Consider the following 24829-nt stretch of genomic DNA (forward strand, 5'->3'; position numbering starts at 1 on the left):
GAGAATTGAAGGATGCCGGTCTGGACAGCGCGATTTCACGCTGGCGGCTGATTCTGGGCCAGGAGGCGGAAGACTCCCTGTCCGCCTGCTCCGCAGGCGGCGGGCAGCTTCTCAGCGAAGAAGAGATGATTATGGATGCCGCGCTTGAAGCCATATATAACGAGACGGGATCTTCAGGAGCGGATGGTAGCACGGGGGCGGGGGTGAGCCGCCGGGGCTCCGGCTCCGGACGTTCGGCGATCAATCTGTCCAAGTGGCTTGGTGATGTGCGCAGCCTATTCCCAGAGGATGTGGTCTCGGTGATCCAGAACGATGCGATGGAGCGCAAAGGCTGGAAGCAGCTGCTCTTCGAACCGGAGCTGCTGGCCGCTGTGAAGCCTGACATCCAGCTTGTGGGTACTTTGCTTGCACTGAAGGGCAAAATCCCCGAGAAAACCAAAGAGACGGCAAGGATGCTGGTCCAGGCGCTGGTGGATGAACTCGTCAAGCTGCTGGAGACCGACATCCGCCGCGCGGTCACCGGAGCGCTTAACAAGCGGCAGCATTCACCGCTGCCTTCCCTCAGCGGACTGGACTGGAAGCGGACAATCGAGCGCAACCTGAAGCATTACGATGCAGAGCGGAAGATTATCATCCCCGAGCGCTTCTTCTATTTCGACCGCGCCCGCCGCAGCAAGGAATGGACAGTGATCGTGGACATTGACCAGAGCGGCTCAATGGCCAGCTCTGTGATCTGGGCTTCAGTGATCGGCTCCATCTTTGCCAGCATTCCGGCGCTCAGCACCCGTGTTGTTGCGTTTGACACCGAAGTGGTGGATCTGACGGAGCAGTGTGCGAATGATCCTGTGGATATGCTGTTCGGCATTCAGCTTGGCGGCGGTACGGATATCAACAAGTCCGTGAAGTACTGCGAGCAGTTCATTGAAGAGCCGAAGAAGACGCTGTTCATCATTATCTCCGACCTGTACGAGAACGGCAATCAGGCCGGACTGGTCCGGCGGATGCGCGAGCTGCGCGAATCGGGGGTGCGGACCATGACGCTGCTTGCTTTGTCTGATGAAGGCAAGCCTTATTATGACGAGCGGCTGGCTGCACAGCTTAGCCGTGACGGCACCCCTTGCTTCGCCTGTACGCCGGCGAAGCTGCCGGTTCTGGTGGAAGGGGCGCTGAAGGGACAGGATCTCGGCGAGCTGGCGAAGCGTCTGGGACTCGGGCGGTAATTTCTGATTCGCGGACAGGAAACAGTTACTTTGCAATCACATATTGTGTAACATGCCGCTATCATTTATAATCGGTTATTAAAAAGCACCTTTCCTTAGGCGCTGCTTGAAAGGAACTGAATATCTTATGTCAAGCAAGTTGAGAGCGGGTATTGTTGGCGGTACCGGAATGGTCGGCCAGCGTTTCATTGCACTTCTTGAGAATCATCCATGGTTTCAGGTAACAGCGATCGCGGCCAGCGCGAATTCAGCCGGCAAGTCTTATGAGGAGTCTGTCCAGGGCAGATGGAAGCTGTCTACACCTATGCCTGAGGCGGTCAAAGGAATCCAGGTTCAGGACGCCTCTAAGGTCGAAGAGGTGGCTGCGGATGTGGACCTGATCTTCTGTGCTGTCGATATGAAGAAGGAAGAGATTAAGGCGCTGGAAGAAGCCTATGCGCGCACCGGAACTCCGGTAATCTCCAATAACTCGGCGCACCGCTGGACGCCGGATGTGCCGATGGTAATTCCTGAGATTAACCCGGAGCATCTGGAGGTTATTGCCCAGCAGCGCAAACGTCTGGGTACAGAGACCGGATTCATCGCTGTGAAGCCGAACTGCTCCATCCAGAGCTACATGCCTACCCTTAATGCGCTGCATGATTTCAAGCCGTCCAAGGTGGTCGTTACGACATACCAGGCGATTTCGGGAGCAGGCAAGACCTTCACTGACTGGCCGGATATGGTGGATAACGTTATTCCGTATATCGGCGGAGAAGAGGAGAAGAGCGAGCAGGAGCCGCTGCGGATCTGGGGCAGGGTTACTGAAGAAGGTATTGTCCCAAGCGAGCAGCCGGTCATTACCACACAGTGTATCCGTGTTCCTGTAGCCGACGGACATATGGCGGCGGTCTTCGTCTCCTTCGAGCAAAAGCCTTCCAAGGAAGAGATTCTGGAACGCTGGAATAGCTTCCAGGGCCGTCCGCAGCAGCTGGGCCTGCCTAGTGCGCCTAAGCAGTTCATCACTTACTTCGAGGAAGAGAACCGTCCGCAGACCCGCCTGGACCGTGATATTGAACAGGGCATGGGCATTTCTGCCGGACGTCTGCGTGAGGATTCACTGTACGATTACAAGTTCGTCAGCCTGTCCCACAACACCGTAAGAGGGGCTGCCGGAGGTGCGGTGCTGATCGCTGAGCTGCTTAAGGCTGAGGGATATATCCAGCCTAAATAAGCGGTGCTGAGCCCTTGATGATTATTCTTGATGCAGCCTGCCGGAGCTTCTCCGCGCAGGCTGTTTGCAGTTTCGCCTGACATTGCCCCTGGAATCATGGTAAGATTTGATTTGGAAGCGTATCAGGTTCCTTTAATATTATGGTGATTATGGTGCGGGAGACAGGAACAATCATGAGAATTGACAAGTATATCAGCGGGACGGGCTTGTATCCGCGCAGGGAGACGGCACGGCTCATTGCCGCCGGACGGATCACGATTAACGGAACGGTCTGTGCGTCGGGAGCAGCCGTCGAGCCGGGCGATAAGGTAGCTGTTGACGGAGTGGAGGTCAACCCGGACCGGGGCGAACGTGTCTATTTGGCCTTAAATAAGCCGGCCGGCATAACCTGTACCGCTGCCCGTGAGGTGAAGGACAATATCATCGATTACGTCGGTTATCCCTCGCGGATCTTTGCCGTCGGGCGGCTCGACAAACAGTCGGAAGGGCTGATCCTCATGACCAACGACGGCTCGATTGTGAACCGGATGATGCGTGCGGAGCATCACCAGGAGAAGGAGTATGTCGTTACGGTGGACAAGCCGGTTACAGCGGACTTTTTGCAGGAGATGTCAAGTGGTGTAGAGATTTTGGGAACCCGGACCCGTCCTTGTGTCACCCGGCAGCTCTCAGGCCAGGAATTCTCAATTATTCTGACCCAGGGGCTGAATCTGCAGATCCGCCGGATGTGCAAGGCGCTGGGCTACCGGGTGCTGCGCCTGGAGCGTATCCGGATTATGCATCTGACGCTCAGCGGGCTTCCGCGGGGAGAATGGCGGATGCTGACCCCGGAAGAAATGGCCGAGCTTCACACCAGACTGGAGGGATAACCTGGGATCACAACTTTTTAGGAGGATGACATGCGGATTATTAGCTTATTGATAGCATTAACTCTGATTGCGGGATGCAGCGGGACAGGTGGCGGCGGGAAGGCAAATGGTCCGTCCTCAATGCCGGGGGCTTCCTCGCCAGCAGATTCAGAAGCAGCACAGGATAGTCAGGTGCACGATGAAGCGGCGGCAGCGCTTGCGGAGGTTTCCTCTGAAATTGCCGATGAGTATCCGGGCTTCGTACATATGGATGCGGTACAGCTGAACGGGCAGGTCTTTCAGGTGTATTACTGGAACAAGGGAGATTTCGCTTATTCACAATTTGTAATTGTCAAAGAGGGTAAGATCGTCTTCGACAGCAAGAAAGCCGGACTGGTTCTCGAAGGAGGGAGCATCTGGAATGAGGAAGAGAAGCTGTGGGCGGAAGCGGTGGTGCAGAACAACCGGAATACCTTCCTGTTCACTCTGACGGACAACCGTCCGGAGTACGCATCCATTATTATAGAGGAGATTGACGGGACCATGCAGGTTACGGTCCACGATGAGGTCAGCGTGAGCTATGAGGATGTGGATCAGGACGGAAGCGAGGATCTGCTGGCCATTCCATTCGCAGCCCAGTCCCCGCTGGGACCGGCGCTTACCGGAATCTACCAGTTGAACGGGTTGGAATACGAGCCGGACAAAGCGCTTACCCGACAGTACGCCGAAGACCAGCTGCTGTCCAGTGAGCAAGAGTACAAAAATAACCCGTCAGAGCAGACTTTAGAGCAGCTGCTGAACGCCTATCTTATCCTTGGGAAGCGCTCAGCGGCAGTGCCAAAGTTTGAGGAATTCTATGAGTGGGCAGGGCAAATGGCCGGAGATGGCGGCTATGTGGACAAGTATGCCCGGCTGCTGCAGGAGACGGAGACTGCCGGGCAGCTTAACGGCTGGATGGATAAGCTGAAGCCGCTGCGGAACACGAAATAGACCAGTTCCATCAGGTCAGATAAAATAAGGGATTTCCGGGGATTCAGGTTCAATTCGCCCTCCGGGAATCCCTTGCTGCTATCATGGAATAGCGGGCAAAGCTCTCTGGCCGTGCATATGTGCGGCTTGCCTACTCCTCTGTCCGAAACTGCTTATTATACAGATCACTGTACACTCCGCCCGCAGCCAGCAGCGTATCGTGGTTGCCAGCTTCTGCGATAGTACCGTCCTTCACAACCAGAATCAGATCGGCGGCCATGATCGTGGAGAGGCGGTGGGCGATGACAATGCTGGTCTTCCCCATCATCAGCTGCTGCATGGCTTGCTGGATATAATACTCGGAGACGGTGTCCAGCGAAGAGGTGGCCTCGTCCATGATGATTACCGGCGGATTCTTGAGCAGGACGCGTGCTATGGAGAGGCGCTGCTTCTCGCCTCCTGACAGCTTGATGCCCCGGTTGCCGACCATTGTGCTGTAGCCTTCAGGCAGCTTCATGATGAAGTCATGAATACAGGCGGCCTCACATGCGGCGGTCAACTCGTCTTCTGTAGCCTCAGCTTGGGCATAGAGCAGGTTCTCGCGGATTGTACCGTTGAACAGATAAGTATCCTGGGTGACCAGTCCGATCTGGGAGCGGAGGGAGTGGAGGGTGAAATCCCGGATATCCTTATCACCGATACGGATGACGCCCGAGTCTGGCTCATAGAGCCTTAGGATGAGGTTGGTTATGGTTGTTTTGCCTGAACCGCTGGGTCCGACCAGCGCGGTCAGTGATCCGGCAGCCGCGGTGAAGGAGATGGCCTTAAGCGCCGGCTTGTCCGGCTGATAGGCGAAGCTCACTTGCTCGAAGCGGATGTCCTCGCCATCAGCACGGCCGGGCAGCGCCTGGGGAGAATCCGTAATGAGCGGTTCCATATCAAAATATTCAAAGATCCGCTCAAACAGCGCCGCCGAACGCTTTACCTCCACATACAGGTTGGTCATCTGCAGAACAGGGCTGTATAAACGGCCGAGCAGTGCCACGAAGGTGACGATAGCGCCGACGGTCAACTCTCCCTGAATAAACAGATAACCACCATACAGATAGATGAGCAGCGGCCCGATGCTGGTGAAGGTGGTGAGCACCATCATGAACCAGCGGCCAGCCATGGATTCCCGGATTTGCAGGCGCGTGGTCTGGGCATTCACCGTCTGGAAGCTTTCCAGCTCCCGGGGTTCCCTGGTGAATAGCTTCATCAGCATGTACCCGCTGAGACTAAGGGTCTCCTCGACGATCCGGTTCTGCTCGGAGAGCTTCTCCTGCGTCTCCTTGGCAATCTTCCAGCGCACATTCCCCATCTTGCGGGTGGGTACGATGAATAGGGGAACAACGATCACACCGAGCAGCGCCAGCTTCCAGTTCATCAGGAACAGGGTAAGCGCTGTAGACACCAGTATGAACAGATTACTGGCAAAATTGACCACAGTGCTGCTGAACACTCCCTGAATTCCGGCAATATCGCTGGTCATCCGGGTGATAATCTCCCCTTGCCGGACACCGGCGAAGAACTGCAGCGGCATCCCCTGCAGATGGCGGTACATCTGATTCTTCATGTCATGGACAATATTCTGGGAGATATAAGAGTTCAAGTAATTCTGCAGCACGCCGAGCAATCCGGATACGACTGTCGTAACCAGCGAAGCTGCAATGAGCAGAATGAGCAGATGCAGATCTTTGCCGGGAAGCGCCCGGTCAATAATTTGCTGAATCAGAATAGGGGGAAGCAGCCCCAGCACTGCCGATACCGCCAGTACGAGCATCACCAGCAGAGTCTGCCCCGAGTAGGGCAGGAAATACCTGACGATACGAAGCACCAGGGCCTTGGACAGGTTCAGCTTGGCACCGGAATCGTCGAACTTCAGCGGGCCGTGACCCGGCCCCCGGCCTGACATGGGCCTGTTACCACTAGACATTCAATCACCAGCTAACATTGGAATAGTAAGACATTTTTTTCCTCAAGTGTCATGGGCATTATACGCCCGGAAGGAGAGAGAATGCAATGAGAATTGAGGCACAAACGTTTGAGCATAAGGGCCTTTGTTACACGATAAGATCTGCTGTGCATGAGGATGCCGGATTATTGTCCGCGCTGAGGCTGCAGGTGGACGGGGAGACAGAATATCTGGACCGGGTGCCGGGCGAGGGATTTATGGACCCTGAAGCGTGGGCAGCGCTGATCGCAGAGGATACACATTATAGCAGAAATCTGTGCCTGGTCGCAGACGTCCAGGGCAGGCTGGCCGGCTTCGCCAGATGTGAAGGCAGCGAGCTGCTGCGGCTGGCGCACCGGGCCGAATTCGGCGTTGGCGTACTTCGGGAGTTCTGGGGATACGGTATCGGCAGAAGCTTGCTCCAGCAAGCAGTCTGTTGGGCGGATCAAGAGCGGCTGGAGAAGCTTAGTCTGCAGGTGCTGGAGACCAACGATAAGGCGATCCGGCTGTATCACAGCCTGGGCTTTGAGGTCGAAGGCGTCCTGCGCAGAGACAAGCGGCTGGCAGACGGGCAATTCTATAATACGGTGGTCATGGGCAGACTGCGGCCTGGAGGTTAATAGTGATGCCCCGAACCCGACTACCTTGGGCTGGCGTGAGGCATGTGAGCGGAATGTAATCGAAAAACCGACTACATTGGGCTGGCGTGAGGCGTGTGAGCGGAATGTAATCGAAAAACCGACTACATTGGGCCAGCGTGAGGCGTGTGAGCGGAATGTAATCGAAAAACCGACCACATTGGGCTGGCGTGAGGCGTGTGAACGGAATGTAATCGAAAAACCGACCACATTGGGCCAGCGTGAGGCGCGTGAGCGGAATGTAATCGAAAAACCGCACACAACCGGCCCGCACGAGGGTGCCACAAGCAGGGTGTGTGCGGAAAACTGAACACTCCGCCAGAAAGCAGACGGCTGAAGAGCGGGTGGGGCCGCAAAGGAGGGTGCGTGTTACCCCAGAGCGTTCACCGTTCGACAGATTTACGTCTATCGCCCCGCTAATTCGCTCTCCAGAAGGCGGGCGAAACTGCGGGTTGTCTTGCGGATCTGCTGCGCTCCGGCGATGGCCGAGATCACAGAGATCCCGTCCGCTCCGGCGCGGATGACCGGCGGCGCATTGTCCACGGTGATTCCGCCGATGCCCACCACAGGAATGGACAGGCCGCTGCTCCGCAGCTCTTCAATGACCGCCGTTCCCCGGACGGGCTCTGCATCGTCCTTGGAGGCGGTAGGGTAGACCGGACCGACCCCGAGATAATCCGCTCCGTCAGCAATTGCCTGCTGCGCTTCTATCAGGCTGTGGGCGGACACCCCGATGATCTTGTGATTCCCAAGCCGCTCCCGGATCTGCCGGGCCGGCAGATCATCCTGGCCGACATGAATGCCGTCCGCGTCCAGCGCGGCTGCAAGCTCCAGATCATCATTGACGATGAAGGGAATCTGATGGGCGTGGCAGATTTGCCGGAGCTGCTTCCCCAGCGCGAGCCGGCCGGTGCCGGTGAGGGCCGCAGGACCCTTTTCACGGAATTGGAACAGGGTGATCCCGCCCTCTGCCGCCGCTGTCAAGGTGTCCGCCGGAGAGAGCCGGCAGTTGACACTGCCCATGATGAAGTAGAGCTTCAGCAGTCTGCGTATTTCTTCGCTGTCGATCCGGCTCACCGCTGCTCCCCCCTTAACCGCATGCGGTTTCCGTAAGCAAAATGATTGGTCGGACCCTGGCCGGCCCCGATGCTCAGACCATCCTCAATCGCCGCCTGAATGAAATCCTTGGCTAATTGCACCGCTTCAGGCATGGAGTGTCCGCCCGCCAGCGCTGCCGTAACCGCCGCCGAGAAGGTGCAGCCGGTGCCGTGGGTATGACGGGTCTCAATCCGCGGACTGGACAGATACTTGAACTCCTGCCCGTCGTAGAGCAGATCGACCGCTTCATCTCCCTCCGGGCCATGACCGCCCTTCAAAACGATATATTTGGGACCCATCGCATACAGAACCCTGGCCGCTTGCTCTCTGTCCCCGCGTCCCTGAATCTTCATGCCGGTCAGCATCTCGGCTTCCGGAAGATTGGGGGTGATGGCGAGCGACAGCGGCAGCAGGCTGGTAATCAGCGCGTCCACCGCTTCCTGGAGCAGCAGCTGGGAGCCGCCCTTAGCCACCATGACCGGGTCAATTATGAGCTGCTGCTGCCAGCCGAATTGCTTCACCTTGGCGGCGACCACGCGGATAATCTCGCTGCTGAACAGCATCCCTGTCTTGATGGCATCCGGCGGCAGGTCGCTGCCCACCGCTTCGAGCTGGGCCGCCACCGCTTCCGGGTCCAGCGGATAGACCCCGTGAACGCCAAGGGTGTTCTGTGCGGTAATTGCGGTCAGAGCGGACATGCCGTAGACGCCAAGCTCCTGAAACGTCTTCAGATCCGCCTGAATCCCCGCGCCCCCGCCGCTGTCAGACCCGGCGATCGTCAATGCTTTGCGTATGCTGGTGGTCATTTTGTGTACATTCTCCTTTTGGGTAGTAAGGTTCTATTGTCCGAGCAAGATCAGCCGGGAACGGCTGCTGTAGAGCTCTGGAGTTACCAGGGACAGCTGGTTCAGGAACTGGGTCTGGAAGCTGCCCGGCCCCTGTCCCTCCGCCGCTTCAGCGGCAAGCTCGGCAGCTACACCATAGAATGAGATGGCTTCGGCCGCAGCGTCCAGCGCGTTACCGCCGCTTACAGCCAGGAATGCGCCAACCACCGCACTAAGCAGGCAGCCGGTGCCTGTAACCTGGGTGAGAATGGGATGGCCATTGCTGGCAATATACGTGCGCGTGCCATCAGTGATTACATCCTCTTTACCAGTAATGATGACGACACAGTTCAGCTTCTGTGCGGCTTTGACTGCCAGGGCTACAGCATCGCCCTCGCCTGACCCGGCATCGACACCCTTGCTGGCCCAGCTCTCCCCGGCGACGTTGGCCACCTCGGCGACATTGCCGCGCAGAGCGGTCAGCTGAAGTCCGCCGAGCAGCTTCGCAGTCACCTCCGTGCGGTAAGCGGTAGCGCCTGCACCGACGGGATCAAGCACCAGCGGAACGCCCTGCCGGTTCGCCGCCTGCCCGGCCTTGAGCATGGAAGCGATGGCAGCGTCGTTCAGCGTACCGATATTCAGCACAACGGCTCCGGCCATTGCCGCCACATCCGCGACCTCTTCGGGCGCATCGGCCATGAAGGGGGACGCCCCCAGGGCAAGCAGCCCGTTCGCCGTGAAGCCCGCGACCACGATATTCGTAATATTATGTACCAGCGGGTTCGCCTGGCGTACCTTGGTTAGAAATGACATCATGATTCCTCCTGATAAGTGTTATTCAATTTATTCTGCCAGATTGACAAAAGCATCCTTGCTCCCGCCATCCTCTGCCAGCAAACCGCTCTCCTTCAGCCACTTGCCCACCTTCTCCCACGAAGCCTTCTCCTGATAGCCGAAAGGCTGGGTGCCTGCATCCATCAGCGGCAGCAGTATCTTAAGGCTGTGCTGCTCAATATCTTCATCCAGCGGGGCAGTGTCCTCCTGATGGGCAAGCAGCAGCTTCAAGGCCGCGTCCGGGTTCGCCGCAACGAATTGCTGGCCCTTGCCGATCGCCTTCACGAACCGGCTGTACCCGTCACGGGATTTCTCTAACCCTTGCTCGCTGGCGACCAGCACCAGCTCATAATAATCAGGGACTCCATAGTCCACGGGGTTGAAGGAGCGGACCAGATGGCCTTCCTTCTCCAGAATCAGCTGCTCATGGTTAATGAAGCCGCCCATAATACCGTCCACACGGCCGGTGGAGAGGGCAGGAATCAGGTCGAAGCCGACATCGGCCAGCTTCAAGGTGGCAGGATCACCGCCGTCACTCTGTACCATCGTATTCAGCATGGCTTCATACAGGGGAACAGAGGAATATCCGGCCTGTTTGCCTGCGAGATCAGCAGGCCGGGTGATTCCGCTATCCTCTGCAACCATAAGATGGTTCAGCGGGTGCCGGACCAGGGCGGCGATGGACCGGACTGGAATCTGTTCATCTCTGGCCAGCAGCACCTGTGGCTGATAGCTGAGCGCCAAATCGACCTTCCCGGCGGCTACAAGCCTCAGTGCATCGTTCGTGTCTGCAGGCATCTGAATCTCCACGTCCAATCCCGCTTCGGCAAAATAACCTTCAGCCTGCGCCGCATACAGAAACGAATGGACGGCATTCGGATACCAGTCAAGCATAATTGACAGCTTCTGTGCGGCTACGCCGGCCCCGGACTCAGGGGCGGCAGCGGATGCGTTCTTGGACCCGGCAGCAGAAGGCTGGTCAGTGCTGCTGCAGCCGCCCAGGAGCAGCAGCGTACATAAGATGAATACATAGAACAGAGAAAGGGATGGCCTCGATGAGCCATTTTCAGGATTGCGGTTATAACGGAATGGGGTCATGAATAATGTCCTCTTTTCTTCAAAATAATCTTCTCCAGCCCGGCAACACACAGGAACAGCACGATGCCCATGACAGACAGAAGCACAACGGCAGCGAACATCTCGGCGCTATGGAGATTGCCGGCCATCCGGCGGCTGAAATAGCCGAGTCCCCGGCTGCCTCCCAGCCATTCCCCGAGCGTTGCGCCGATCACGCAATACACCACCGACAGCTTCAGGCCGGAGAACAAGGAGGGCAGAGCCAGCGGCACGGCCACCTTGCGGAGGATCTGCCAGCGGTTCGCGCCTAATGTCAGCAGCAGATGGCTGTAGGCGTCCGTATTCTTGGACAATCCGTCATAGGCACCGATGACCACCGGGAAAAAGGCAGTCAGGAAGACAATTGCGACCTTACTCCACAAGGTGTAGCCGAACCACATGATGAACAGCGGCGACAGGGCGATCAGCGGGACAGTCTGGCTCATAATCAGCAGCGGGTACAATGCTGTGGCCAGCGGACGGAACAGGTGCATCAGCGTACCCAGCAGGCATCCGCAGATCACGGACAGGGCGAAGCCTGTCAGCACCTCCAGCAGTGTGGCCGGCAGGTGCAGCCCGAACAGCAGACGGCGGTCTTCAACCAAAGCCAGCCAGATGGCAGACGGGGCGGGCAGGATGAACGGAGGAACCAGACCCAGGCGCGCCACCGTCTCCCAAACCGCAAGCGTCAAGTAAGTAAGCAGGACGGAGGGGCCGTAACTCCTGAGCAGCCTTTTAGCTGCGGTGTTCATACAGCATCATCTCCAGATCCCGGCGCAGAGCGGCGAATTGCGGTTCATAGCTCAGACTGTGGTGGCGCGGACGCGGAAGACCGGGGGAATACTCCTGAATTCCGTCCCCGTCCGGTCCGGTCAGCAGATAGATCCGGTCGCTGAGCAGCAGTGCCTCCTCCAGATCGTGGGTGATGAACAGCACGGTCTTATCCAGCTCTGACCATAGCTCCAGCAGCCAGAGCTGAAGGGAGCGCCTGGTAATGGCATCAAGTGCCCCAAACGGCTCGTCCAGCAGCATCAGCTCATTCCCGGCAGCGACCGTTCGCAGAACCGCCACCCGCTGGCGCATACCCCCAGACAGCTCATGCGGATATGCGCCTTCAGCCTCCGCCAGCCCGAAGCGGTGCAGCAGGGTGCGGATCTCAGCGGCGGCGTTAACTTTGGAGCCGCGGCGCTTCAGCTCCCATGGCAGCAGGCAATTGTCCAGCACTGTTCTCCAAGGCAGCAGCAGATCCTGCTGCGGCATATATGCGACCTGGCCCAGTCTAGCGGCCGAAGAGGCTGTAACTTTCCCGTTCAGCGCAACGGTGCCGCTGCTTGGCTCAAGCAGGCCGGCGATGATTCGGAATAAGGTGCTTTTGCCGCAGCCGCTGGCCCCGACAATCGAGATGAATTCCCCGCGGCGCACCTGCATGGAGAGCCTGGAGAACACCGGAGTGCCGGAAGGCGGGGAACCGAAGGTATAAGACAGATTAGTAATATTAATCATCCGGCAGAATGCAGCCCTCCTTGGCGTGGAATAACAGCCATACGAACAACAAAAAAGCCCCGTTCATTCCCGGAGGAGGTGAAGGGGGCTGAAGGTACAGTCAGTCGCAGCGGCAGAACGCACGGCACTACTACACTCTTCTGCTCCACTTCCCTCCGCTGGCATGACCCAGATCAGGTTCCAAGGGTCCGAAGCGTAAGCTTCGTCTCAGTCGTGCGACTCCCCTAGTGAAATAACAGGTGCTATTGAATTCGTAATTGCTACTTAATATATCATAAAATCCCCGGTTGTAAAGAGCCGGCGGTCAGCGTGCGGTAAGGCCGGTAACAAATAAGGTAACGATTCCCCGGGAGATATCCAGCTTGGAGGCCTGATGCCGCTTCTGTTCATACAGGTACAGATCCGGGCCGAGCACTGCCACCAGCGCCGCACTGGCGAAGACGGGATCAATGTCGATGATCTCCCCGTTCGCCGCAGCCCGCTGCAGCAGCTCTGTCATAACTTCCCCCAGCCGCTGGAAAAAAGGATGCTCAAACTGGGTAAGCTGCTTCTTGCCGGTGAACTCGGATTTGATCATATTCAGCAGCTCGGCGTACTGTTCAATGAACCCGGCGACCTGCTCGATGCAGTGCTGCAATTGTGCAAGCGCTGCTTCTTTTCCTGAAGCTTCAGCTACCTGCAGCTCCAGGCCGGACAGGAACTGCTCTGCACTGCCCTTCAGCAGGGCAGAACAGATCTCGCCCTTATCCGTGAAGCGGCGGTACAGAGAGCCTTGTCCTATCCCGGCACGCTTGGCAATGCTATACATGCTGACGGCTTCCAGCCCGCTCTCATTGAACAGCTCACGGGCCGCTTCAAGAATCCGCTCAACATAAGGATCGGCGGGCTTTGGCGTTTCTGAATGTTTCATAACGTCCCCTTTCAGAAAATAATTGACAGAACGGACAATTGTCCGTAGACTATAAAATGCAACAACGGACAATTGTCCGTTCATTCATTATCATTCATTATATAGAGAAATCTGCCCGCCGGTCAATGCAGGCTGCGGACAGCGCAGGAGGAGAAAAGAGATGGAGCAGACCTTGAAGCAGGACGCGGATTTCCGCCTGTCCAGTATTCTGGTGCCGCTGCTGGCGATTATTGCCGGCGTATTCATGGTTGTTCTGGACAGCACGGCAATGAATGTGGCCTTGTCGAGGCTGGTGGTGGATTTCAAGACGGATTTGCATACGCTGCAATGGGTGGTTACAGGCTACATGCTGGCCCAGGCTTCGGTCATTCCGTTGTCCGGCTGGCTGTCTGACCGGTTCGGAGCCAAGACGGTCTTCCTGACGGCGGTTATTATATTTACTATCGGTTCTATTCTATGCGCTACGCCAAGCAGTGCGGAATGGCTGATCGTCTTCCGTGTCCTTCAGGGACTTGGCGGAGGCTGTGTTCTGCCGGTTGGTATGGCATACGTCTACAGGCTGGCACCGAAGAGCAAGGTTGGTGTAGTCATGGGGATTATGGGTATTCCTGTGCTATTCGCCCCGGCGATCGGTCCGGTACTGTCCGGCTGGCTGGTAGAGTACCATTCCTGGCGCTGGATCTTCCTGATTAATATCCCTATTGGTATTATCTGTGTGCTGATCGGACTTCGCAAGCTGCCGAGTGCTTCCAGGAACAGTGTTCCGGGTATGGACAAGTTTGGCATGATCCTTGGACCCTTGGCATTTGCTTCCCTGACGTACGGAGTCAGCCAGGGCGCGCAGAGCTGGACATCAGAGAAGACGCTGACCGGTCTGCTGCTTGGCGGCGTTGCCCTCATCGCCTTCGTGATTGCCGAGCTGCGCTCAAGTACACCGCTGCTGGAGCTGCGGATTCTGAAGTCGGTGGACTTCAGCACCGGCATTATCGTGCAGTGGATTGCCCAGTTCGGCCTGTATGGGGCATTGTTCCTGCTGCCGCAATTTCTCCAGCAGGCCCGCGGCTTCGGCGCCTTCGATACCGGGCTGACCCTGCTGCCGCAAGCCATTGCCTCCGGCCTTATGATGCCGATCGCGGGTATTCTGTTCGACCGGATCGGGGTGCGGTGGCTGGTCGTCTGCGGACTTAGTCTGGTCTCAGGCGCGCTCTTCCAGTATTCTCATGTCGACCTGAACACACAGAGCCGCGATCTGATCCTGCCGCTGATTATGTGCGGCGCCGGTATGGGGATGATGATGATGCCGATGAACACCCATCTGCTGAATAAAGCACCAAGCCATCTGGTGAACCGGGTCACTTCGCTGACCAATTCGATGCAGCAGGTGATAACGTCACTAGCCGTGTCCACGCTGGTTACGATCCTTACAGCGAGAACAACCGCCCGCGCTGCCGAGATGAAGGAAGCTGCCGCCGCTGCCGGCCAGAGTGCTGCCGGAGCGTCCCAGAGTGCATTGGAGCTGGCGAAGCAGACCGTCCTGTCTCAAGGCTTTGCTGACACCTTCCACATTATGATGTTCGTTGCCATGGGCGGTGCAGTGCTTGGTCTGCTGCTCCGCCGGGGCCGCCAATTATCTGGCGGGCACCAGAAAGAGCGGGCAGCAGCCGAGATTCCGCACGCGTAATAAGGCAGACTTATCATAGCATTGAAGACTTAGAGCAGCATTCTCCTTTTATGGGGGATGCTGCTTTTTGTGATGCAGATCCGCCATTCGGGGTAAGCTAGTTACTATTCACTTTGCCGGTGGTCCGGAACTATAGAGAAGATGTGAGAGGGGATTCAGCGAATGAGAAAATTGAGTCTGACTATTGTGCTGCTCCTGGCCATGATCATGATTGCAGCTTGCGGGAACAGCGGGGCTGATTCTGCGGGACAGACTAGTGTGGCTCCCGGAGACAAGAACAGCCTGGCGGCCGTCAAGACCAGTGGGAAGCTGCGGATCGGAACGGAAGGCACCTATGCACCGTTCACGTATCATGAGGCAGACGGCATGCTGACGGGCTTCGATGTCGAAATTGCCGAAGAGGTAGCCAAGCGCCTGGGCGTGACGCCGGAGTTCATTGAGACCCAGTGGGACGGGATTTTTGCCGGAATGGTTGCCAAACGCTTTGATGTGATCTTCAATGAAGTCTCCATTACGGATGAGCGCAAGGAGAAATATGATTTCTCCGATCCGTACATCGTATCCAAGGCGGTGCTGATTGTGCCGGAGGATAACCAGGATATTAAGTCTTTTGCAGACCTGAAGGGCAAGAAGGCCGGACAATCGCTCACCAGCAATCTCGGCCAAATTGCTACCGACAACGGTGCAGAGATCGTATCCATTGAAGGCTTCAATCAGGCGATTGACCTGCTGCTCTCGGGGCGGATTGATGCCACTGTCAATGATGGCTTGTCTTATCTCGACCTGAAGAAGCAGAGGCCGGATGTGAAGATTAAGCAGGTGGATGAGATCGATGAAGGCTCGCATAGTGCAGCTGTCTTCCTGAAGGGCAATAAGGAGCTGGTGCAGGCGGTGAACAAAGCGCTGGCAGCCATGAAGAGCGATGGAACCTATCTAAAGATTTCCGAGAAGTACTTCGGCGCGGATGTATCAGAATAAAATAACGAAATGGACCAGGATGGAGCCGCAGGCTTCCGCCCAGCAGGTCCGAGAAGGATAGCATGATGATGGATGACCGCCAAATACAAATATTCCTGGATTCGCTGCTGCCTCTGCTGAAGGCCGGAATCGCTTTTACCCTGCCGCTTGCCCTGGTATCGTTCATCCTGGGTATGGTGCTGGCAGTGCTTACCGCGCTGGCGCGCCTGTCCTCCTGGAGAATTCCGAGGCTGACCGCCAGGTTCTATGTCTGGGTGATCCGCGGTACGCCGCTGCTGGTACAGCTGTTTATTATCTTCTACGGATTGCCTGCCGCCGGGATTGTGCTGGAGCCGTTCGTTGCAGCCGTTATCGGGTTTATACTCAGTGTCGGAGCCTATTCCTCGGAGATTGTCCGGGCTGCAATTCTGTCCATTCCCACAGGCCAGTGGGAGGCGGCGTTCTCGGTCGGCATGACCCGCAGACAAGCGCTGCGCCGGGTCATTCTGCCCCAGGCTGTCCGGGTGTCGGTGCCGCCGCTATCGAATTCCTTCATCAGTCTGGTGAAGGATACCTCGCTTGCAGCCAGTATTACGTATGTAGAGATTTTCAGAAAAGCCCAGCAGATCACCGCTACCACCTACGAGCCGCTGCTGCTCTATTGCGAGGCAGCACTGTTCTATCTGCTGTTCTGTTCCGTTCTGTCGGCGCTGCAGAATACGCTGGAGAAGCGGCTGGACAGATATACAGCGAGCTAAGGCTAAGGGGGGTACAACACAATCATGATAGAAATACGCGATCTATATAAGTCCTTCGGTCCGCTGGAGGTGCTGAAGGGTGTTAATCTCACGTTGGAGCACGGCCGGGTCATGGTCATTATCGGACCTTCAGGCTCCGGCAAAACCACACTGCTGCGCTGCTTCAACCTGCTGGAGATCCCGGATCGGGGCAGCCTGACGCTGAATACCGTGAAGCTTGACTTCGCCCCGAGCGCCAAAATTCCGCAGCGTACTGTGCTGTCCCTGCGCCAGCAGACAGGGATGGTCTTCCAGTCCTATAATCTGTTCCCGCATATGACTGCGCTCGGTAATGTGATGGAAGCACAAGTCACTGTACAGAAGCGGTCCAAGGAGGAGGCGAAGGCGACAGCCATGGTTCTGCTGGGCAAAGTAGGGCTGGCGGAGAAGGCTGCTGCTTATCCGCACCAGTTATCCGGCGGCCAGCAGCAGCGCGTGGCGATTGCCCGGGCAATGGCGGTGGAGCCGGAGGTGCTGCTGTTCGATGAGCCGACCTCAGCGCTTGACCCCGAGCTGGTCGGCGAGGTGCTGAAGGTGATCAGGCAGCTAGCCCGGGAAGGGATGACGATGGTGATTGTCACCCATGAGATGAAGTTCGCGGCTGACGTGGCCGACCGGATCATCCTGATGGATCAAGGAGTCATTCTGGAGCAGGGAACGCCGCAGCAGGTGCTGGAGCAGACGAAGAACCCGCGGGCAATGCAGTTCCTGAACCGGCTCGGCAGGGAAGAGTAGTATGAAAGCGGGCTGACACAGCAAAGGCAGACCGGAGAGATTCCGTATCTGCCTTTTGTTGATAGATTTTGGGGTTATTTTGTGATAGAATCTCCGTCGCTGACCGACTTCAGATAGTCCAGAGCATTAAACAGCATAACGGCGGCTTCTGCGCGGGTGATCTGACTTTTCGGATTGAACTTGCCGGTTGCGTCCAGTGTGTTGATCTTGTACTTCAGCGAGCGCTGGATGCTTCCCTGATAAGAAGGATTAAGCGCATCGGCATCGGCAATATCCGCCGGTACGATGTTAATCATCGGCAGGTTGCCGGCCTTCTCCACGGCTTGCACCAGCAGGCTGGTGAACAGCTCCTTGGTAATCGGCTTGGCCGGATCGATGTCCGCCGGAATGTCCACTCCGTTGAAGTGGGCGTTCACGAACGCTTCGGCGTACCAGGCTGTATCTTTGATTTTGGGGAATATGGTGCTGATCTTAGGCGCTTTGTTGAAATCGATAGCTGCCAGGCTAAGCTGGAGGCCGCCGGAGATGAACTGCACGCCTTGGGCGGTGGTTACGGTTCCTCCGGGGAGAAACTGGGTGTCCGAGATGCCTTTGATCAGCCCCCGCTGCTTCAGGGCATTGATCTTATCCTTGCCGCTCACATTCCCGATATCCTTGAAGCTGCTGTCTGCCGCGAAGCTCTGCGCACCCAGTGTAAGCGAGAGAACCGTGGCCGCGGTCAGCGCTGCAATAGCCTTCTTGCTGATTATCATCCTGCAATCACCTCTGGTTAAGTTGGCCTTTCCGGCCTTTATCTACCCCCTATACGAATATGTCCGGCAAAAGGTTGCAGTCCGAGCGGCTACATTCTCTCCTGAAACAGAAGATTGCGGTACGGATGCTTGCTGAAGCGTGTCCGGAACAACAGGGCCAGCCCGTTCTCTTCAATAGTGACGGACTGGAGTGCACTTGTCTTCACCAGACTGCGCACCATCGTTCTGGCTGTACGGATATCCTTGCACCGGAGTGCCGCTGCAAGGTTATCTGCGAAATTGCGGTTACACGCCAGCTCCCGGTACAGTGGAATCACAGCGCGCGCGATGCAGCGGTGAGCATTGGTATTGAAGGTGTAACGGGCCATTCCCGGCGGAATCGTCGTCCCGTTGGTATAGAAGCCGACAGGAAGGGGAAACGGAAAAGAGATGAAATAGCCGATGCCGTTCGTACCGTAATTATCGGTGTCCGCCAGGGACGGAATGCCGGAGAGTAATCTGCGCATCAGGTCCAGGTCAGCTGAGACGACAGCGGTTGTCCATTCCCTGGCATAGCTGCGGCTAGCGGCAATTCTCCGGTAAAACGGCAGCATCGCTGCGGCAACCTGGCGCAATACGCGCCCGGTAACAAGCGGCCTTCTTGGTTTAGGTCTAACTTTTGCCATCCGGATCATCCTCACTTTGAAGATTTGTTTCTATAAGATATGGGAAAAGGGCTTCGTGGTGTATAATGGGGTCAGGACTTTTCTTTGGACTGCAAGTTTGTTATGCTTATTTCGTAACGATTACTACTTAATGGCGGGAATTGTTCTGCTTGTCAGAAAGGTGGGAACCCGGGTGAACCCAGTGGCAAATATCAGCCAGCAGTTCGCGGCGCATAATTATAAGCTGACTCCCCAGCGAGAGGCGATTTTGCGGGTACTGCTGGATCAAGAGAAGGAACATTTAAGTGTGGAAGAGGTATATATGCTGGTCAAGCGCAGCTATCCGCATCTCGGGCTGGCAACCGTATACCGTACCTTGGAGCTGCTGTGTGAGCTTCATATTGTCGAGAAGATGAACTTCGGGGACGGCGTGGCCCGTTATGACCTGCGCGGCGAGGATCACGAGCATATGCACCATCACCTGATCTGTAATGTATGCGGGAAGCTGGAGGAGATCAAGGAGGATTGGCTGACGGAGCTGGAGGAGCGGCTGGCCCGTGAATACGGCTTCGTTGTGACCGATCATAGGCTGGACTTCAAAGGCACTTATCATAGCTGCAAAGAGACCGGCTGCAAAGGCGAGAAGGAATGCCGGGCCGTCTCCTAAAGGGAGCGGTGCCTGTGTTACAACAGAAAGACGCGTTGCTGAATGATCAGCACGCGTCTTTTTGCAAATATATGAATTTATATGTTTCACACGATAAATTATCCTTCTATTTCTCGCTGAAACGGTACCGTCCTTTAAAAGGACGGTACCGTTTCCACTTGTGTGCATATTGCGCATTTGCGGCCGCTAAGAGCGGTTCGGGACGAAGGATTTGATCCAGGTGCCGAAGCTTCCCGGATTCCGGGTCTGGACCAGCACTACGCCTTCGCCGCGGAACCGGCAGACCAGCGCCTCGCCGCTGGTTAAGCTGTTCAGCCAGCCGGAGGCTGCTTTTTCTATCTTATAGTGCATATAATCCGGCCAGGCCACCAGATGCCCGTTATCGATAATGATCTCCTCGCCGGGCCCCAGATTCACCGCGTGGATCGCGCCGAAGGAGGAGAGGAACACGGTTCCCTTGCCGCTGATCTCCAGAATGAAGAAGCCTTCGCCGGAGAACAGCCCGCGCGTCAGATTCTGCATCTTGGTATTGACCTGAATGCCCTGGGTTCCGGCCAGGAAGCCGTCCTTCTGCACGATCAGCTTGTACGAGCCGTCCAGCTCGATGGATTGAATATCGCCGATGGCTCCGGGGGATAGCAGCACCTCGCTCTGTCCGCGTGTGGCGGTCAGCTCCTGGAAGAAGAACTTCTCCCCGCTCAGCATCCGGCCGAGGCCGCGCATAATGCCGCCGTCAACCGTTCCTCTAAGCTCCACATTCGGCGACATCGCCACCATTGCGCCCATCTCCGCCTTCACGCTCTCACCAGGCTCCAGCAATACCTTCAGCATCGCGAAGGCGCCGTCATACAGCACATCATATCTCATTATCGTTCTCCTCCTGATTCTGCGTTTCTTGGTAATCTAAGTATTCATCAAGAATACTAGAATAAGCAGCCTCCCCGCAAGCAGGCTTGCCGCTTAATGAGCAGGCTCGGTAAGAAATGAATATAATGAACTCTGCCGGGCATCCTACAGCTGAATATGTTAAAATTAAACTAACAGTGCTAACCGCACTGAATCCAGTATGACAAGGAGTGCAGCCGTTTATGGCACGTACACGAACACAAAAAGCTCTGCGCAAGGCAGAGCGCTCAGGAACCTGGTGTGCGGAAAGAAACCGCAGGCTGAACCAGGATTATGCCGCCATCTCCCAGCATGTCAGAGTAACACCGGGCAAACAACAGCAGTTGAATAAGAACAAACATAAGGAGCGGATCTTCCAGGATGGCGCTCCTTATCCATGTCTTAAGGCATCCTGAAGTCTAGGCCTGCGCCCGGCTGTGAATGCGGTACTGCTTGGGCGACATGCCGAACCGGCTGCGGAACACACGGTGGAAGTAGGTGTAGTTCGCAAAGCCGCAGGTCTCGGAGACATGCTCCAGCGGCATGGGGCTGAAGGTGATTTTCTCGCGGGCCATGTCGAGTCTGACATCATTTACATATTTGACAATCGTGGTGCCGAACGCCTCCTTGAACAGATGCACTGCGCGGGAGACCGAAATATCCACATGGCTGGCGACATCTTCAAGACGGAAGGCATAGGAGGCATGCTCTTCAACGTATTGCTTCATACGGTAAGCCAGATAAGCCTTCGGAGAAATCACGGGCTGGTCGGTCATCAGCCGGTCAATCTCCATGCAGAGGATCTGCAGATAACACGAGGAGATCTCCGGCGAGGAGTCCGACAGCCGGCGCTGCTCCAGCACAAGCTGGCGGAAGAGGCCGAGGATATGGTCGCTCAGCGGCAGCCGGAGTACAGCCGGGCGCGTCTTGCGTCCCCACCATTCCTCAATCCAAGGGCCGCTGCAAAAGATATGGTAGTCCCCGCTCTCAATACGCGGTTTGCCGACCGGGTAGACTTCCTTGTCGATACTTAAGTAGTATGGGTCGGTTGGTGCGAACAGCATCAGATCGCCGCTCTCGACAATCGTGATGGCTCCGTTCTCCTTGGTCCGGCTGCGTCCTTCGGTCTGGAGGCGCAGCAGATAATACTGCACGCCTTCACTGCGCGACATATGAAACGGCTTACGGTGGAAGGAGAATCCGGCGGATAGAATATGGCAAGCTGCAGTTTGTGTCATGAGCCCTCCCGGAAATGAAATGATAAGCAGATTGTTCATGTTTTAATCATATTATTCATTTTATTATATACGCTTTCATATTACCATGTAGCTAAGCAAAAAACATACAAATGATGTGGAGAAGGCCGTATTGCGGCGCAAATCGCTACATTGACAAACTCTGGAAGCAGTGGATGGAAGTTTAAACTGATGATTCCCTCCGGTGTTTACAGCCCTTTTGTTCAGGTGATGCACTTCAGGCGGAATAACTGGAGAATGCGGCGGCAAGATCAGGATGACTCCGGATCATATAAGGAGTGGACAAGGAATGTTGAAGGTAGGACTTCAGCTGTATACGTTAAGAGACGAACTGGAACAGGATTTCGAGGGAACCATCCGTAAGGTAGCCGAGATGGGCTACAGCGGCGTGGAGTTCTTCCACTATTTCGGCCGCAGCGCTGAAGCAGTGAAAGCGCTTCTGGAGGAGACAGGACTCGTTGCTGTAGGAGCACACCGCCCGTATGAGGCGATGCTGAATGATACACAGCAGGAGATCAGCTTCAACCTGGAGATTGGCAACCGTAATCTAATCGTGCCGTATCTGACGGAAGAACAGCGCAATTGGCCTGAAGTGGCAGCTAACCTGCGGAAGATCGGGGATCAGTGCCTGGAAGGCGGAGCGGTTCTTTCTTATCATAATCATGATTTTGAATTCACTGAGAAGGTTGAGGGACAGCCTGCGTTCGATTATCTGTTCGACACTGTGCCTGCAGAGCAGCTGCAGGTAGAGATGGATACCTGCTGGGTGCATTACGGCGGGTATGATCCGGCAGAATATATCCATAAGTATGCAGGACGCCTGCCGATCATCCACCTGAAGGATCTGAAGAAGCGCGAAGACGGCTCCCCGGAGACCGTTGTGCTGGGTGAAGGTGAAGTCGATCTGGCTGCTGTTATTGAAGCGGCCGCTGCGGCTGGCGTGGAGTGGGCAGTGGTAGAGCAGGACTCCTGCAGCCGTTCACCGCTTGCAAGTGTAGAGGACAGCTTGAACTGGATCAGAACATACGAGAAACAAGGAGGAAGTATTCATGTCTAACAAACTCAAGATTGCTATTATCGGTTGCGGTGGTATCGCAAACGGCAAACATATGCCAAGCCTGGCCCGCCAGGAGGATGCTGAAATGGTCGCCTTCTGCGACATCGTGGAAGAACGTGCGCAAGAGGCAGCTAAGACATACGGTGCAGAAGGTGCTGCGGTGTTCACCGATTTCCGTGAATTGCTTGCTGCAGGCGGCTTTGACATTGTTCATGTCTGCACACCGAACGACAGCCACTCCGAGATTACGGTTGCTGCACTGGAAGCCGGTAACCACGTGCTGTGCGAGAAGCCTATGGCCAAGACTGCTGCCCAGGCTAAGGAAATGCTGGATGCCGCTAAGCGTACAGGCAAAAAGCTGTCGATCGCCTATCAGAACCGCTTCCGTGCGGACAGCGAATATCTGAAGGGGCTGTGCGAGGGCGGAGAGCTCGGCGATATCTATTACGGCAAGGCCATTGCACTTCGCCGCCGTGCGGTTCCAACCTGGGGCGTGTTCCTGGATGAGGAGAAGCAGGGCGGGGGCCCGCTGATCGATATCGGTACCCATGCGCTTGACCTGACCCTCTGGCTGATGGATAACTACAAGCCGCGTATGGTGGTAGGCTCCACCTTCCACAAGCTGGGCCAGCGCAAGAACGCCGCGAACGCCTTCGGCCCGTGGGACCCGGAGCAGTTCAAGGTTGAAGATTCCGCATTCGGCTTCATTACGATGGAGAACGGTGCTACAATTGTACTTGAATCGAGCTGGGCGCTGAATGTGTCCGAATTTGGCGAAGCGAAGACACTGCTTGCCGGTACAGAAGGCGGAGCGGACATGAAGGACGGCCTGCGTCTGAACGGGGAGCGTGCCGGACGCCTCTATGAGACCAAGGTGGACCTGTCCTCCGGCGGAGTTGCCTTCTACAGCGGTGCTGCCGAGAATGAAGCGGACCGTGAAGCACGTCTGTGGCTGCAAGCCGTACGTGAAGACAAGGACCCGGTTGTTCTGCCGGAGCAGGCCTATGTCGTTACCCAGATTCTGGAGGCTGTATACGAATCCGCACGTACCGGCCGCGCCGTGTACTTCGACGGAAGCACAGACAACTAAGAGCACCTGACCGGTTCACGCGACTATTCAGAGAAAACAGGAGTGGAATCCATGAGTTCAATCAAACATACTGTAGTTATCGTTGGTTACGGCGGGATGGGCAGCTACCATGCGCAACTGGTTAAAGAGAGTGACCGCGTGGTAGTACAAGGTGCCTACGACCTGCTGGAAGAACGGCGCGCCTTGGCCGCCGAAGCAGGATATGCCGCCTATTCCAGCTATGAGGAGGTGCTGGCAGATCCGGCGGTGGACATTGTGCTGATCGCGACCCCGAACGATGTGCACAAGGACATTGCGGTCCGCGCGTTCCAGGCGGGCAAGCATGTCGTCTGCGAGAAGCCGGTGGCCTTGTCTTCGGCGGAATTCACCGAGATGCAGGCTGCCGCAGAGGCCGCCGGCCGGGTACTGATGGTGCACCAGAACAGACGCTGGGATGAGGACTTCCGTGTAATCAAGGAGATGTATGAGCAGGGAACGATTGGTTCGCTCTTTCAGATTGAATCCCGCGTGCATGGAGCCAACGGAATTCCCGGGGACTGGCGCCATGTGAAGGAGCAGGGCGGCGGGATGCTGCTGGACTGGGGCGTGCATCTGCTGGATCAGCTGCTGTTCATGATTGACAGCAAGGTAACCAGTGTGAGCAGCCATCTGAGCTTTATTCTGGGCAATGATGTCGATGACGGCTTCGATGCGGTCCTGCAGTTCGAGAACGGGATCCGGGCGGTTGTCGAGGTCGGCACGACGAACTTCATTACCATGCCCAGATGGTATGTGAAGGGCACACAGGGGACAGCCATCATTGAAGACTGGTCGCTGCGGGGAAGAATCATCGCCCCTAACCACGAATCGGAGAAAATCGAACCGACGCCGATCCGTGCAGGTGTAGGCCTGACCAAGACGATGGCCCCGCCTTCTGAAGGCGCGACCACTATGGAAGACCTGCCGGCTGCCTCAGAGCTTCCGTCCAGCTTCTATAATAATCTGGCTGAAGTCATTGAAGGTACTGCAGAGCCGATTGTCAAGAATGCTGAGGTACTCCGCGTTCTGAAGCTGATTGAGGCGATCTTTGAAGCGGCAGAGCGCAATGAGACGGTGAAGAATTTCGACACGTACGGAGCTTAATAAGCTGTACACAATGGACC

26 protein-coding genes and 1 riboswitch are annotated in these 24829 nt (G+C 56.3%); of the genes, 14 read left to right on the forward strand and 12 right to left on the reverse strand.

The annotated features are described in order from the left end of the window. Positions 1–5 precede the first annotated feature (5 nt). The 4 genes from K1558_RS03085 to K1558_RS03100 all read left to right on the forward strand — a co-directional run bounded on the left by K1558_RS03085 (position 6) and on the right by K1558_RS03100 (position 4271). A complete protein-coding gene (locus tag K1558_RS03085) occupies positions 6–1220 on the forward strand; it encodes a VWA domain-containing protein (RefSeq protein WP_420800394.1) in 1215 nt (404 codons plus the stop codon). Positions 1221–1347: 127 nt separating this feature from the next. Continuing rightward, a complete protein-coding gene (gene asd / locus K1558_RS03090; protein ID WP_238649887.1) occupies positions 1348–2433 on the forward strand; it encodes an aspartate-semialdehyde dehydrogenase in 1086 nt (361 codons plus the stop codon). A 173-nt stretch (positions 2434–2606) separates the two neighbouring features. Beyond that, positions 2607–3302 carry a pseudouridine synthase gene (locus tag K1558_RS03095; protein WP_238649888.1) on the forward strand — a complete coding sequence of 232 codons (696 nt, stop codon included), beginning with the start codon at positions 2607–2609 and terminating at the stop codon, positions 3300–3302. Positions 3303–3332: 30 nt separating this feature from the next. Then, positions 3333–4271, forward strand: a complete 939-nt coding sequence (locus K1558_RS03100) for a hypothetical protein (protein WP_238649889.1) — start codon at positions 3333–3335, stop codon at positions 4269–4271. A gap of 130 nt (positions 4272–4401) precedes the next feature. Here the strand turns inward: K1558_RS03100 and K1558_RS03105 are convergent, their stop codons facing one another. Next, a complete protein-coding gene (locus K1558_RS03105; protein ID WP_238649890.1) occupies positions 4402–6225 on the reverse strand; it encodes an ABC transporter ATP-binding protein in 1824 nt (607 codons plus the stop codon). 86 nt (positions 6226–6311) lie between these two features. Between K1558_RS03105 and K1558_RS03110 the strand changes: the two genes are divergently transcribed. Beyond that, the gene (locus tag K1558_RS03110; protein ID WP_238649891.1) at positions 6312–6863 is read left to right on the forward strand and encodes a GNAT family N-acetyltransferase; all 552 of its coding nucleotides are present in this window, start codon (positions 6312–6314) and stop codon (positions 6861–6863) included. A gap of 423 nt (positions 6864–7286) precedes the next feature. On the opposite strand, the gene thiE is transcribed toward K1558_RS03110, so the two are convergent. From thiE to K1558_RS03145, 7 genes are all read right to left on the reverse strand, one after another. After that, entirely contained in the window at positions 7287–7958 is a 672-nt protein-coding gene (thiE, locus tag K1558_RS03115) for a thiamine phosphate synthase (RefSeq protein ID WP_238649892.1), read from the reverse strand. Next, positions 7955–8785, reverse strand: coding sequence for a bifunctional hydroxymethylpyrimidine kinase/phosphomethylpyrimidine kinase (gene thiD / locus K1558_RS03120; protein WP_238649893.1), 831 nt, complete (start codon positions 8783–8785; stop codon positions 7955–7957). Before thiD ends, thiE begins: the two co-directional genes overlap by 4 nt. Before the next feature lie 33 nt (positions 8786–8818). Continuing rightward, the gene (thiM, locus tag K1558_RS03125; RefSeq protein WP_238650020.1) at positions 8819–9616 is read right to left on the reverse strand and encodes a hydroxyethylthiazole kinase; all 798 of its coding nucleotides are present in this window, start codon (positions 9614–9616) and stop codon (positions 8819–8821) included. Between the two features lie 30 nt (positions 9617–9646). Next, a complete protein-coding gene (locus tag K1558_RS03130; protein WP_238649894.1) occupies positions 9647–10735 on the reverse strand; it encodes an ABC transporter substrate-binding protein in 1089 nt (362 codons plus the stop codon). Continuing rightward, positions 10732–11505 (reverse strand): ABC transporter permease, encoded by a 774-nt coding sequence (locus K1558_RS03135; RefSeq protein WP_238649895.1) that lies wholly within the window; start codon positions 11503–11505, stop codon positions 10732–10734. Before K1558_RS03135 ends, K1558_RS03130 begins: the two co-directional genes overlap by 4 nt. Next, the gene (locus K1558_RS03140; protein WP_238649896.1) at positions 11489–12256 is read right to left on the reverse strand and encodes an ABC transporter ATP-binding protein; all 768 of its coding nucleotides are present in this window, start codon (positions 12254–12256) and stop codon (positions 11489–11491) included. Before K1558_RS03140 ends, K1558_RS03135 begins: the two co-directional genes overlap by 17 nt. Positions 12257–12389: 133 nt before the next feature. Further along, positions 12390–12492, reverse strand: a riboswitch (TPP riboswitch). A gap of 68 nt (positions 12493–12560) precedes the next feature. Further along, complete coding sequence (locus tag K1558_RS03145) at positions 12561–13166, reverse strand: TetR/AcrR family transcriptional regulator (RefSeq protein ID WP_238649897.1); 606 nt, start codon at positions 13164–13166, stop codon at positions 12561–12563. A 160-nt stretch (positions 13167–13326) separates the two neighbouring features. Between K1558_RS03145 and K1558_RS03150 the strand changes: the two genes are divergently transcribed. The 4 genes from K1558_RS03150 to K1558_RS03165 all read left to right on the forward strand — a co-directional run bounded on the left by K1558_RS03150 (position 13327) and on the right by K1558_RS03165 (position 17336). Next, positions 13327–14847: a DHA2 family efflux MFS transporter permease subunit gene (locus K1558_RS03150; RefSeq protein ID WP_238649898.1), complete on the forward strand. Its 1521-nt coding sequence runs from the start codon at positions 13327–13329 to the stop codon at positions 14845–14847. Positions 14848–15009: 162 nt separating this feature from the next. Further along, the gene (locus K1558_RS03155) at positions 15010–15825 is read left to right on the forward strand and encodes an amino acid ABC transporter substrate-binding protein (RefSeq protein ID WP_238649899.1); all 816 of its coding nucleotides are present in this window, start codon (positions 15010–15012) and stop codon (positions 15823–15825) included. Positions 15826–15893: 68 nt separating this feature from the next. Continuing rightward, complete coding sequence (locus K1558_RS03160; RefSeq protein WP_238650021.1) at positions 15894–16562, forward strand: amino acid ABC transporter permease; 669 nt, start codon at positions 15894–15896, stop codon at positions 16560–16562. A 24-nt stretch (positions 16563–16586) separates the two neighbouring features. Continuing rightward, positions 16587–17336, forward strand: a complete 750-nt coding sequence (locus K1558_RS03165; protein ID WP_238649900.1) for an amino acid ABC transporter ATP-binding protein — start codon at positions 16587–16589, stop codon at positions 17334–17336. A gap of 74 nt (positions 17337–17410) precedes the next feature. Here the strand turns inward: K1558_RS03165 and K1558_RS03170 are convergent, their stop codons facing one another. Together K1558_RS03170 and K1558_RS03175 are read right to left on the reverse strand one after the other, a co-directional pair. Then, positions 17411–18088 carry an S-layer homology domain-containing protein gene (locus K1558_RS03170; protein WP_238649901.1) on the reverse strand — a complete coding sequence of 226 codons (678 nt, stop codon included), beginning with the start codon at positions 18086–18088 and terminating at the stop codon, positions 17411–17413. A gap of 89 nt (positions 18089–18177) precedes the next feature. Beyond that, positions 18178–18753 (reverse strand): hypothetical protein, encoded by a 576-nt coding sequence (locus tag K1558_RS03175; RefSeq protein ID WP_238649902.1) that lies wholly within the window; start codon positions 18751–18753, stop codon positions 18178–18180. A gap of 172 nt (positions 18754–18925) precedes the next feature. On the opposite strand from K1558_RS03175, the gene K1558_RS03180 reads away from it, so the two are divergent. Then, positions 18926–19399: a Fur family transcriptional regulator gene (locus K1558_RS03180; protein WP_338019665.1), complete on the forward strand. Its 474-nt coding sequence runs from the start codon at positions 18926–18928 to the stop codon at positions 19397–19399. A 186-nt stretch (positions 19400–19585) separates the two neighbouring features. Here K1558_RS03180 and K1558_RS03185 read toward each other — a convergent pair whose 3' ends face one another. Continuing rightward, positions 19586–20266: a TIGR00266 family protein gene (locus tag K1558_RS03185; RefSeq protein ID WP_238649904.1), complete on the reverse strand. Its 681-nt coding sequence runs from the start codon at positions 20264–20266 to the stop codon at positions 19586–19588. A gap of 221 nt (positions 20267–20487) precedes the next feature. Between K1558_RS03185 and K1558_RS03190 the strand changes: the two genes are divergently transcribed. Then, on the forward strand, positions 20488–20700 hold the full coding sequence (locus K1558_RS03190) for a hypothetical protein (protein WP_238649905.1): 213 nt from the start codon (positions 20488–20490) through the stop codon (positions 20698–20700). Positions 20701–20703: 3 nt separating this feature from the next. Here K1558_RS03190 and K1558_RS03195 read toward each other — a convergent pair whose 3' ends face one another. Further along, positions 20704–21522 (reverse strand): helix-turn-helix domain-containing protein, encoded by an 819-nt coding sequence (locus tag K1558_RS03195; protein ID WP_238649906.1) that lies wholly within the window; start codon positions 21520–21522, stop codon positions 20704–20706. Between the two features lie 307 nt (positions 21523–21829). Between K1558_RS03195 and K1558_RS03200 the strand changes: the two genes are divergently transcribed. Genes K1558_RS03200 through K1558_RS03210 form a run of 3 tightly spaced genes read left to right on the forward strand, consistent with a single transcriptional unit; the run spans position 21830 to position 24809 of the window. Further along, complete coding sequence (locus K1558_RS03200) at positions 21830–22597, forward strand: sugar phosphate isomerase/epimerase family protein (protein WP_238649907.1); 768 nt, start codon at positions 21830–21832, stop codon at positions 22595–22597. Further along, positions 22590–23687 (forward strand): Gfo/Idh/MocA family protein, encoded by a 1098-nt coding sequence (locus K1558_RS03205; protein WP_238649908.1) that lies wholly within the window; start codon positions 22590–22592, stop codon positions 23685–23687. Before K1558_RS03200 ends, K1558_RS03205 begins: the two co-directional genes overlap by 8 nt. Positions 23688–23738: 51 nt before the next feature. After that, positions 23739–24809 carry a Gfo/Idh/MocA family protein gene (locus K1558_RS03210; RefSeq protein WP_238649909.1) on the forward strand — a complete coding sequence of 357 codons (1071 nt, stop codon included), beginning with the start codon at positions 23739–23741 and terminating at the stop codon, positions 24807–24809. The last annotated feature ends 20 nt before the right edge of the window (positions 24810–24829 follow it).

It is taken from the genome of Paenibacillus piscarius, from assembly GCF_022234545.1.
GTDB classification, from domain to species: Bacteria; Bacillota; Bacilli; order Paenibacillales; family Paenibacillaceae; genus Paenibacillus_AQ; species Paenibacillus_AQ piscarius.

Bases quoted from the DNA above. Each gene is read 5' to 3' on its own strand.
- K1558_RS03130 (WP_238649894.1), bottom strand. From the start codon at position 10,735: ATGACCCCATTCCGTTATAACCGCAATCCTGAAAATGGCTCATCGAGG.
- K1558_RS03160 (WP_238650021.1), top strand. From the start codon at position 15,894: ATGGATGACCGCCAAATACAAATATTCCTGGATTCGCTGCTGCCTCTG.
- K1558_RS03205 (WP_238649908.1), top strand. From the start codon at position 22,590: ATGTCTAACAAACTCAAGATTGCTATTATCGGTTGCGGTGGTATCGCA.
- K1558_RS03190 (WP_238649905.1), top strand. From the start codon at position 20,488: ATGGCACGTACACGAACACAAAAAGCTCTGCGCAAGGCAGAGCGCTCA.
- K1558_RS03135 (WP_238649895.1), bottom strand. From the start codon at position 11,505: ATGAACACCGCAGCTAAAAGGCTGCTCAGGAGTTACGGCCCCTCCGTC.
- K1558_RS03110 (WP_238649891.1), top strand. From the start codon at position 6,312: ATGAGAATTGAGGCACAAACGTTTGAGCATAAGGGCCTTTGTTACACG.
- K1558_RS03140 (WP_238649896.1), bottom strand. From the start codon at position 12,256: ATGATTAATATTACTAATCTGTCTTATACCTTCGGTTCCCCGCCTTCC.
- K1558_RS03170 (WP_238649901.1), bottom strand. From the start codon at position 18,088: ATGATAATCAGCAAGAAGGCTATTGCAGCGCTGACCGCGGCCACGGTT.
- K1558_RS03100 (WP_238649889.1), top strand. From the start codon at position 3,333: ATGCGGATTATTAGCTTATTGATAGCATTAACTCTGATTGCGGGATGC.
- thiD (WP_238649893.1), bottom strand. From the start codon at position 8,785: ATGACCACCAGCATACGCAAAGCATTGACGATCGCCGGGTCTGACAGC.
- K1558_RS03195 (WP_238649906.1), bottom strand. From the start codon at position 21,522: ATGACACAAACTGCAGCTTGCCATATTCTATCCGCCGGATTCTCCTTC.
- K1558_RS03105 (WP_238649890.1), bottom strand. From the start codon at position 6,225: ATGTCTAGTGGTAACAGGCCCATGTCAGGCCGGGGGCCGGGTCACGGC.
- K1558_RS03095 (WP_238649888.1), top strand. From the start codon at position 2,607: ATGAGAATTGACAAGTATATCAGCGGGACGGGCTTGTATCCGCGCAGG.
- K1558_RS03175 (WP_238649902.1), bottom strand. From the start codon at position 18,753: ATGGCAAAAGTTAGACCTAAACCAAGAAGGCCGCTTGTTACCGGGCGC.
- K1558_RS03150 (WP_238649898.1), top strand. From the start codon at position 13,327: ATGGAGCAGACCTTGAAGCAGGACGCGGATTTCCGCCTGTCCAGTATT.
- K1558_RS03165 (WP_238649900.1), top strand. From the start codon at position 16,587: ATGATAGAAATACGCGATCTATATAAGTCCTTCGGTCCGCTGGAGGTG.
- thiM (WP_238650020.1), bottom strand. From the start codon at position 9,616: ATGTCATTTCTAACCAAGGTACGCCAGGCGAACCCGCTGGTACATAAT.
- K1558_RS03155 (WP_238649899.1), top strand. From the start codon at position 15,010: ATGAGAAAATTGAGTCTGACTATTGTGCTGCTCCTGGCCATGATCATG.
- K1558_RS03185 (WP_238649904.1), bottom strand. From the start codon at position 20,266: ATGAGATATGATGTGCTGTATGACGGCGCCTTCGCGATGCTGAAGGTA.
- K1558_RS03210 (WP_238649909.1), top strand. From the start codon at position 23,739: ATGAGTTCAATCAAACATACTGTAGTTATCGTTGGTTACGGCGGGATG.
- asd (WP_238649887.1), top strand. From the start codon at position 1,348: ATGTCAAGCAAGTTGAGAGCGGGTATTGTTGGCGGTACCGGAATGGTC.
- K1558_RS03145 (WP_238649897.1), bottom strand. From the start codon at position 13,166: ATGAAACATTCAGAAACGCCAAAGCCCGCCGATCCTTATGTTGAGCGG.
- K1558_RS03200 (WP_238649907.1), top strand. From the start codon at position 21,830: ATGTTGAAGGTAGGACTTCAGCTGTATACGTTAAGAGACGAACTGGAA.